Source organism: Protofrankia sp. CiP1_Cm_nod3, assembly GCF_982290655.1.
The window spans coordinates 1-3,916 of the sequence record NZ_CEVIVD010000248.1; the positions used below are offsets into that span (position 1 = coordinate 1).

At 74.1% G+C, this 3,916-nt stretch carries 2 protein-coding genes; both read right to left on the bottom strand.

Annotated elements, in window-relative coordinates; translation table 11 throughout:
- Positions 1–78 precede the first annotated feature (78 nt).
- Positions 79–1,989: a protein kinase family protein gene (locus AC5LUJ_RS23670; RefSeq protein ID WP_250293093.1), complete on the bottom strand. Its 1,911-nt coding sequence runs from the start codon at positions 1,987–1,989 to the stop codon at positions 79–81.
- A 118-nt stretch (positions 1,990–2,107) separates the two neighbouring features.
- Positions 2,108–3,916 (bottom strand): murein biosynthesis integral membrane protein MurJ (gene murJ / locus AC5LUJ_RS23675; protein ID WP_493465819.1); only part of this gene is annotated, 1,809 nt, incomplete at its 5' end.

Here is a 3,916-nt window from a genome sequence, read left to right on the forward strand (position 1 = left end):
TGCCGTTGCCGGGGGCTGGCGGCTGGGCGGGGGTCACGGGGCGGCGAGAGCCTGGCCAGGACGGCGTCTTCCCGCTGGTCAGGAGCGGAAGGAGACGTCCGTGACAGCGCCTTTGAACCGGCCGTCGTCCACCGTCGGCAGCTTGGTCAGCCAGACGACCCAGTACCGGTGGGCGGCCGCCTCCGGGACGGACACGGTCGTGTTGGTGGCGAGGGTTTCGGGGAGGACCACGCTGTAGGCGCTGGCGTCGTTCACGGCGGCGTCACCGGCACGCAGCTCGAACGCGGTAGGGCCGAAACCAAAAGCAATCGTCATCTGGCTGATGGTGACGGGGTGGCCGAAGTCCAGCCGGAGACCCACCCCGGACTTCAGCCCGCCGAACTGCCGGCCGTCGGTGTTGTTGTAGCCCTCCGTCGTCCAGACGGTGGACGGGTTGCCGTCGATGGCCTTCGGGGCCTCCGCGTCGTTCTCGCCGTTCTGCCCGGGCGGCGGGTCGAAGGCCAGCACGTTCGGGGCCGGCAGCGGCGTACCGGTACCGGCCGGGGCGGTCCTGGACGGGGCCGCGGACGGGGCGGCCGGAGCCTTCCGGCCGGTGTCACGGGTCAGCGCGACCGACGTCACCGTCACCGCGACCACCGCGATGGTGGCGATGAGCCCGGCCACGAGCAGCAGCCTGCGGCGCGGCCGCGGGCCGCGCGAGCGCCGGGCGCCCCGCTCGTCCGGGGGGTAGTCGCCGAGGAAGCCGGGCGTCCCGAGGGCGGGAGCGGAACGGTCGCGGCGGGGCTGGTCCGCCGGGAAGCGGCCGTCGTCCTGGCGAGCCCGGCCGTCCTGGTAGCCGCCGCGATGGCCGCCGCCGGGCGGGTACGCCGCGCTCCCCGGCGGGCCGTAGGAGCCCGCCACGTCGTAGTGGTCCGCATCGGACCCGTCCACGGTGTAACCGGCGGTCGAGGGCCCCGTGGTCATGGTCCGGGTCAGCGACGGCTCGTCGTCGAACCGGACCCGGCCGAGATCCAGGGTGCCGTCCGCGGGGGCGAGATCCTCGAGCGCCTCGGCGAGCTCGGCCGCGGACGTGATCGCCGGCCGGTGGGCACGGTCGTCCCCGAGCGCGGCCAGGGTGAGCGCGTCAAGGTCCGGGGGGACGTCCGCGCGGACCTGCCGTGGCGAGCGCACCTGGCCGTCGTCGGTCCTTGCCGCCGGGGGGAGCCCGGTGTCGCCGCGGTCCAACGGCCAGTGCCCGGTCAGCGCGGCGTAGAGCAGACCGCCCATGGCCCGGACGTCCTCGGCGGCGCCGACGGAGCCGGCCCAGGGCTCGGCCTGGCTGTGCGCGCCCTTCTCCAGCGCCGCCACGACCGAGCCGGTGCCGAGGTCGACGACCTTGACCATGCCGTGGCCGGAGACGATGACGTCGCTGGCGCGCAGGTCACCGTGGTGGATGCCGCGTTCGTGGGCGGCGGCGAGCACCCGGGCGACGGCGAGCAGGACGGTCGCGGCCTGGTCCGGGCGCAGCGGCCGCTGCGCGGACAGCGCCTGCAGGGAGCGGCCCTCCACCCATTCGCTCACCACGTAGGAGACGCGGCCGGCCTCGGTGGTGGTCGACGTGGCGTCGTAGGTCGATGCCGCGCCCGGGTGCACCAGCCGGCCGGAGCCGATGGCGGCCGACAGCAGCATCTCGGCGGCACGGTCGAGGGCCGCGGAGTCGCGCGCGCCGGTGCCGGTGTGTTGCACCACACGGACGGCGACGGGCCGGGCGAGGATCCGGTCGTCACCGCGCCACAGGGTGACCGGCCCACGTGCGTGCATGACCGACAGAAGCTGATATCTGCCGTCCAGCACGGTGCTGACCGGCAGGGTGGGGGGCCCGGGGGGATCCATCGGGCCGGTGGCGTCGGGGGACGCCGGTACCGCCACGGTGCCGGCCTTCCAGGTCGCGCTGCTCGTCACGTCATTATCGACGTCGACCTGTGGCGGTCGGTTGTGCCCGTCGACCACAGTGCCTCCGTCATCGCCGACGCGTCCGACTGTCGTAGCCGGATGCAGCCTGTTCAGTGTACGAGCCTTTGGGGGAGCGCCCGGGCGCTGTGTCGGTTGTAGCCGGGATCAGTCGGGATCAGTGTGTCGATCGTGCACCGAACCGGCCCCGGACGGCTGTGGCGAGCGCGGCCATTTCGGGCAGCCGCATCCGGACGATGGCCACCAGGTAGACGGGCAGCCCCACCGCGCAGGCGAGCACGACGCTCACGCCCGAACCGAGCCAGCCCCGGCCGAGCACCTCTCGTACCAGGGCGCAGACCCCCGCGGCGACGACCGCGCCCAGCCCGCCGGCGATGGTCACCTGGGTGAGCATGCGGGCGGTCCGGCTGGCGTCGATACCGCCCAGGCGGCCCCGCAGCAGGACCGAGGAGACCACGGCCCCGACCAGGTAGGACACGGCGAAGGCCAGCGCCAGCGCCACCGACCGCAGCCGGTCGGGCAGCAGCGCGCTCAGTGCCGCCGCGCCGGCGATGTTGGTGGCGACGATCCCCATGTTGACCAGCGCGGGGGTCCGGCTGTCCTGGTGGGCGTAGAACACCCGCAGCTGCACCTGGAACAGGGAGAACGGCACCAGGGCGACGGCGAACGCGGCCAGGGTGTCCCCGATGCGCAGGGCCTCGGCGTAGCTGACCGCGCCGTGGTTGAACAGCGCGACCGCGACCGGGCGGCCCAGCGCCAGCAGCGCGAGTGCCGCCGGCACGATCACCACCGCCGCCAGCCGCGTCCCGGTGGACAGGTCCTGGCGGACCAGGTCGCGACGGTTGTCCGCGGCATGCACGCTCATCCGCGGCAACAGCGCGGTGATCACGGACACCGCGACGATGGCGTAGGGGAGCTGGAAGATCTGGTACCCGTACGTGTACACGGTGTACGCCGTCGTGGAGCTGGCGAGACGCACGATGACCAGGTAGCCGAGCTGGCTGATCGCCACGTAGAGCAGCGTCCAGCCGGCCAGGCGCACCGCCTGGCGCAGCCCGGGGTGGGTGAGGTCCAGCCGCGGCCGGTAGCGGAAGCCGGCCGCCCGCAGCGACGGCAGCAGCGCGAGCGTCATGACCACGACACCGAGGGTGGTGCCGGCGGCCAGGACGGTGATCTGGGTGTCGCTGATCCCGCCGACCGTGGGCGGGCGCGGCCCGGGCACGAAGATGAACGCCACGCAGGTCGCGATCACGATCAGGTTGTTGAGCACCGGCGTGAACATCGGCGCGGCGAACGACTGGCGGACGTTGAGGATCGCCCCGATCGTGGCGCCCAGCCCGTAGAAGATCACCTGCGGGAGGAACCACCGCAGGAACGTCACGGCGAGATCCTGCTCGGCGCCGCCGGCGGCCAGGTAGACGCCGATGATGGCCGGCGCGGCCAGCGTCGCGGCCACCACGATGACACCGAGCCCCAGCACCACCAGGGTGAGCAGCGAGGACGCGAACGCCTCGCCCTCGTCCGGGTCCTCCCTGGCCGCCCGGACCAGCACCGGCACGATCACGCTGGACAGCACCCCGCCGAGCAGCAGGTCGTAGAGGATGTTCGGGGTGGTGTTGGCGACGTTGTAGGCGTCCCCGACCGCGCCGGTGCCGATCGCCGCGGCGATCGCCACCGTCCGCAGGAACCCCGACGCCCGGGAGGCCACCGTACCGATCGCCATGGTGCCGCTGGCCCGGCCGAGGGTCATCGCCTTGCGCCCGGTGGCCTTCCCGGCCCGGCCGCCCGCGGGACGTCCCCGGTCCGCCGGCCGTCCTGCGGGCGGCCGGGCCGGTTCCGCCAGCCGTCCCCGCTCGTCCCGCTGGTAGTGCTCGTCCGGCCGGTAGTGCTCGTCCCGCTGGTAGTGCTCGTCCGGCCGGTGGGGCGGTGGGTAGCCGCCGGGTGGCGGGGCGGGCCGCCTCACGGC